At 57.6% G+C, this 5,695-nt stretch carries 4 protein-coding genes and 1 tRNA gene; all 5 read left to right on the top strand.

Annotated elements, in window-relative coordinates:
• A partial coding sequence (locus tag VHE12_12490; protein ID HVZ81598.1) for a hypothetical protein occupies positions 1-2,373 on the top strand: 2,373 nt, incomplete at its 5' end.
• 25 nt (positions 2,374-2,398) lie between these two features.
• Complete coding sequence (locus VHE12_12485; GenBank protein HVZ81597.1) at positions 2,399-3,802, top strand: PorV/PorQ family protein; 1,404 nt, start codon at positions 2,399-2,401, stop codon at positions 3,800-3,802.
• Between the two features lie 120 nt (positions 3,803-3,922).
• A complete protein-coding gene (locus tag VHE12_12480; GenBank protein ID HVZ81596.1) occupies positions 3,923-5,251 on the top strand; it encodes an adenylosuccinate synthase in 1,329 nt (442 codons plus the stop codon).
• Positions 5,252-5,338: 87 nt separating this feature from the next.
• Positions 5,339-5,414 (top strand) — tRNA-Lys (locus tag VHE12_12475).
• A 32-nt stretch (positions 5,415-5,446) separates the two neighbouring features.
• Positions 5,447-5,695 (top strand): redoxin domain-containing protein (locus VHE12_12470; protein ID HVZ81595.1); only part of this gene is annotated, 249 nt, incomplete at its 3' end.

The raw sequence follows: 5,695 nt of genomic DNA, 5'->3' as shown, positions 1-5,695 counted from the left end.
GCGACGAACACCGCTTCGAACACAGCAACCAGTACGGCGACGAATACTGCTTCAAACACTGCCACCAACACGGCCACGGCAACTGCCACGAACACTCCTACTTTGACAGCGACCAACACGGCAACAAATACAGCCACGGCGACCGCCACCAATTCTGCTACCTCGACAGCGACCAATACGGCCAGCAATACAGCGACGAACACCGCTTCGAATACAGCAACCGGTACTGCGACGAATACTGCCTCAAACACTGCCACAAACACGGCAACAACTACCGCCAGCAACACGGCTACAAATACAGCCACGGCGACCGCCACCAACACCGCCACCTCGACAGCGACCAATACGGCTAGTGATACAGCGACGAACACCGCTTCGAACACAGCGACCAGTACGGCGACGAATACTGCCTCAAACACTGCCACAAATACGGCCACCAGTACCGCCAGCAACACGGCCACGAATACAGCTACGGCGACGGCTACGAACACTGCTACTTCGACGGCGACCGATACCGCTACCGACACGGCAACGGATACGGTCACCGAAACGGCCACTTCAACGACTACGGACACGGCTACGGCAACCGCGACCGATAGCGCCACGGAAACGGCCACGGATACGGCGACGGATAGCGCGACCCCGACGGCGACCAACACGCCGACGAGCACCGCCACCGATACGGCGACGAATACGGCTTCCGACACAACGACTAATACGGCGACGGCCACAGCTACGGATACCGCGACCAGTACTCCAACGGATACGTTCGTCGACACTGCGACGAACACCGCGACCAGGACCGCAACCAGTACGGCGACGAACACCGGGACGGATTCCCCAACTTCGACGGCGACCGATACCGCCACCGAGACCGCAACGGATACGGCGACTGAAACGGCGACTTCGACGGCCACGGACACGGCTACGGCAACGGCGACCGATAGCGCCACGGATACGGCGACGGATAGCACGACTCCGACGGCGACCAACACGCCGACGAGCACCGCTACCGATACGGTGACGGCTACAGCAACGGAAACGGCGACCAGTACTCCGACGGATACGTTCGTCGACACCGCGACGAATACCGCGACCGCGACCCCAACCAGTACGGCAACGAACACCGGGACGGATTCCCCAACTTCGACGGCGACCGATACCGCCACCGAGACCGCAACGGATACGGCCACCGAAACGGCGACTTCGACGGCCACGGACACGGCTACGGCAACCACGACCGATAGCGCCACGGATACGGCGACGGATAGCGCGACCCCTACGGCGACCGACACGCCGACGAGCACCGCCACCGATACGGCGACGATGACTGCGACGAGTACGCCGACCTTTACATGGACCGATACAGCAACCGCGCCTCCATCCGCGACACCTACTTCGACGGCCACGAATAGCGCGACTTCCTCGGCTACGGGAACATCTACCGACACAGCTACTATGACGCCTACTGCGACACTGACGGATACGGGGACGGACTCGCCGACCTATACTCCGAGCGATACTGCCACGCCGAGCTTCACGCCAACTTCCACCGTCACTTCAACCGTTTCGGATACTGCCACGGAGACATTGACCGACACGCCGACCGCTACTGTTTCCTTCACCCCTACGGATACCGGGACCTTTACTCCTTCCTTCACGGAGACGATGACGGATACACCCTCGGCCACGGGTACCCCCACCAATACCCCGACGGTGACCGCGACCCATACGATCACCTCGACACCCACGGCCACAGTTGTCGGGAGTTGTGGCCAACAATTGGTGCAGATCTACGACGAACGCGGGGAAAGGGTCAGGGCCCTTTGCGGGAACCAGGTCTTCACGAATGGAACAGCCTTCTCCATGCAACTGTCCTCATTCCAACCTGTTCTCAAAGGCGTGGGAGGTTCGGTGACCATCGAGTTGAACGGACAACTGGTGGTTGTCTGGGATGGGAAGGATGATGCGGGGGCCTGGGTCCCCAACAGCTTTTATCATGTCGTCTTGCTTGAAACGACCCCGGATGGGAAAGTGGTCCGCCTGGAAAGGGATGTGCTGGTCCTCAATTATCACGGGGCGCTGGCGTCTTTGGAGGCAAGGCCGAACTTCGCCCATCCGGGGGACACGATGCAGATCCTTGCTTCTTTCGCTGGAAGCCCGGCGGACCCAGCGAGTACCATAAAGATCTACACCGTTGCCGGGGAATTGGTCCGGCCTTTGACGGTCACGGCCGGGTCCGCTACCTGGGACCTTCGTAATCAGGACGGACAATACGTGAGCTCGGGTATCTATTTCGTTGTGCTGGATGGCCGGGACCCGATCGCCGGACAGAAGGAAGTCAAGATCATCAAAGTGCTGGTCACTCACTGAAAGGAGTGATGGGTCCAACCCGATCATGAAGACCAAACATTGCCTTGCCCTACTCCTTTTCCTTTCCGTTGTCGGTGATCATTCCCCGGCATTCGCCTTGTTCTATCGTGGCGGCGACCTGGGCGTCGGGGCAAGGGCCATGGGACTCAGCGGGGCTTTCGTCGCAGTGTCGGATGACGCCAGCGCCGCTTATTGGAACCCTGCGGGTTTGGCCCAAATCGACCAGCCCGAGGTCACGGCCATGTATGGCTCCTATTTCAATGACAAGGACCGGAACCTATTCATTTCCGGTCATTACCCCCTCTCGAACGATATCCATCTTGGGCTTGGCGGGAACCTTCTCTTTTACACGGACATACCGGGTGGCGATGAGAACAGTTTGATGGGGAGCGTGGCCATTCCCCTGGATTTTATCCCCGAGAAAAAGCTCCTCTTTGGGGCTAATTTCCATTTCTTTTTCTCCGACCTTGGTACGGGGAATGGATTGGCCGAGGGTTTTGGCGTGGATGTGGGTCTTCTTTATCGTCAGTCTTTCAAGGACAACACCACGTTCAAGGCCGGTCTTGTCCTTACGGATATTTCCACGAGCCTTCGATTCGATAATTCGGGAGTGGAGCAAGCGGTGCCGGCCATCCTGACCGCCGGACTGGCCTACCAGATCGATCCGATGACATTGATCGCCGTTGACGTCCCCTGGACCTTGTCGGATGACTCGCTCTTGAGCGATCAGAATATCCGACTGCGGAGCGGTCTTGAACACTGGTTCTTCGATGGACGGTTCGGCCTTCGAGCCGGGTTCATCAGTTTCCTGACCCTGCCGGGCGAGTTCAGCCTAGGCGCCAGCTATAAAACATCCGATTGGTCGGTCGATTACGCATTCATGAACCATCCCGATAACTTGGGGAACAGTCACCGCGTCGGGGCAAGCTATTTTTTCGACCAAGGAAATGGGAAGCCGGATCCCAAGCCCTATATGGTCCAATCCCTGGTGGGGGACCAAAAGATCTACTTGAAGTGGGATATCCCTGATGGAAGCGAAGCGACCGGGTTTTTGGTCTATATCCGCCGAGATGATGAGACGGAGTTCTACCGGGCTAAACAGGACCTCTTGAAAACGCGTTATTGCCTCTTGAAGGGAGCTAAAAACGGGGTCCGTTACCATGTTTTTATCCGTTCAGTGGTGGGTGACCAGGAGAAATTCGCTTGTAATGAGTGGACCGTGACCGCCCAGCCCATGTCCGAGGCGGCCCAGAAGTTCTATGAACAAGGCCTGGCCGAGTTCAAGGCCAACCACATGTCAACGGCCCTCTATTTGGCCCGTAAGGCCGAAGAATTCGACCCGAACAATTACGACATCAAGAACCTGATCCAAAAGCTTGAAACGACCCATCATGAAGGGTTGGTCCCGGATGAGGACAAACACGACTAAGGGGAACTGAAAAGGCAACTTGTGAAGGTATGGCCGCTAGCCTACAATGGGGCGGCCCTAGAGAACGCTCCGCCATCCGCGGGGTTTTTTTTTGCCCACTTCCACCAAAGGTCACCGACTATGCGCCATCCTTCCAAGTTCAACGCCACAACCGCCCGGCCTCCCAAAAAGCAGAACCTGGTCATCATCGGCGCCCAGTGGGGCGATGAAGGCAAGGCTAAAATGGTGGATGTCCTGACAGAGCGGGTGAACATCGTGGCCCGTTATCAGGGCGGGAGCAATGCCGGGCACACGGTCGTGACCAATGGGCGAAAATACGTGTTCCACCAGATCCCATCGGGGATCCTTCATCCGGGCAAGAAATGCGTTATCGGGAACGGGGTTGTCCTGGACCCGATCGGGCTTTTGGAAGAAATGCGGTCCTTGGTCTCCGCCGGGGTTCCGGTCCGGGAAAAGCTCGTGATCAGCAACCGGGCCCAGCTCCTGATGCCTTACCATCGATCCTTGGACGGCGCCTCGGAGACCCAGAAGGGAAGCGGCAAGATCGGGACCACTCACCGGGGGATCGGGCCCGCCTATATGGACAAAATGGCGCGGATTGGTTTGAGGGTGGTGGACTTGTTCCGCCCCGACTATTTCCGCAAAAGGGTCCGGGAGGTCGTGACCGAAAAGAATTTCCTTTTGACCCGTTTTTATGGACAAACCAAGGTAAGCGCGGACCGGATCATTGACCAATATCTGAAGGTCGCTTCGGTCATCAAGCCGATGGTGGTGGATACGGCCAGCTATCTCGAAAAGAGACTCTCCAAAGGGATGACGCTATTGGCCGAAGGTGCCCAAGGCACGCTTTTGGACGTGGATTTCGGGACCTATCCCTACGTCACTTCCTCCAGCGCCAGCGTAGGTGGTGTTTGTACCGGTTTGGGGATCGGCCCCCAATGGTTGGACCAGATCTATGGCGTGGCGAAGGCCTATACCACCCGGGTGGGTGAGGGTCCTTTCCCGACCGAAATGGAGGAGTCCTTTGGCGAACGGATCCGGAAAAGGGGTGGGGAATACGGCGCCACCACCGGTCGTCCGCGCCGTTGTGGCTGGCTGGATCTCGTTGCCCTTCGCTATGCTTGTCGGGTCAACGGTTTTACCGGAATCCTTTTGACCAAAATGGACGTCCTCAGTTATCTGCAGGAGATCGCACTTTGCGTCGGTTACCGGATCGGCAAGAAAAAGGTCGAGGATTTTCCGGCGGGCCTTTACGAACTGGCCGATTGCCGGCCTGTTTACAAGGTCGTCAAAGGATGGTCAGGGGACCTCTCCAAGGCCTCCAAGCTGTCCGACCTACCGACCGAAGCGCGCCGCTACCTCGATGAGATCGAAAAAGTGATCAAGGTCCCCATTGCGTGGGTCTCGGTCGGACCCGACCGTGCCCAGATATTCCAAAAACCCCGGTAAGGGCCGGGGACGTCCAAGCTGTTCCGAACTTTTTTTTTGATTTTCCATGTGATGGAAGTGTATTTTTAAACCCCTGGTCCCCTGGGTGAGTCGTTAGCTCAGTTGGTAGAGCACCACACTTTTAATGTGGGTGTCCCGGGTTCGAATCCCGGACGACTCACCAAGGGTACCTGTTTGATCGAAACGGAGGCGCCGATGGCCCAGACCGCATCCACCATGCTCCCGCTCGGAACTTCTTTGCCGGCCTTCAAGGTCCAGGATGTCCGTACATCCGGTTGGCTGACCTTCGAAAGCTTCAAGGATTCGCCTTTCCTGCTGGTCATCTTCCTTTGTAAACATTGTCCCTATGTGATCCATGTCCAAGCGGAGATCGCCCGGATCGGGAAAGAGTATGTCCCAAAGGGTGTCGCCATGGTGGGTATCAGCTCCAATGATCCTGGGACC

Source organism: bacterium (assembly GCA_035549195.1).
Lineage (GTDB): Bacteria > Oederibacteriota > Muellerivitia > Muellerivitales > Muellerivitaceae > DASZRK01.
This window is presented reverse-complemented; position numbering and strand designations above follow the sequence as displayed.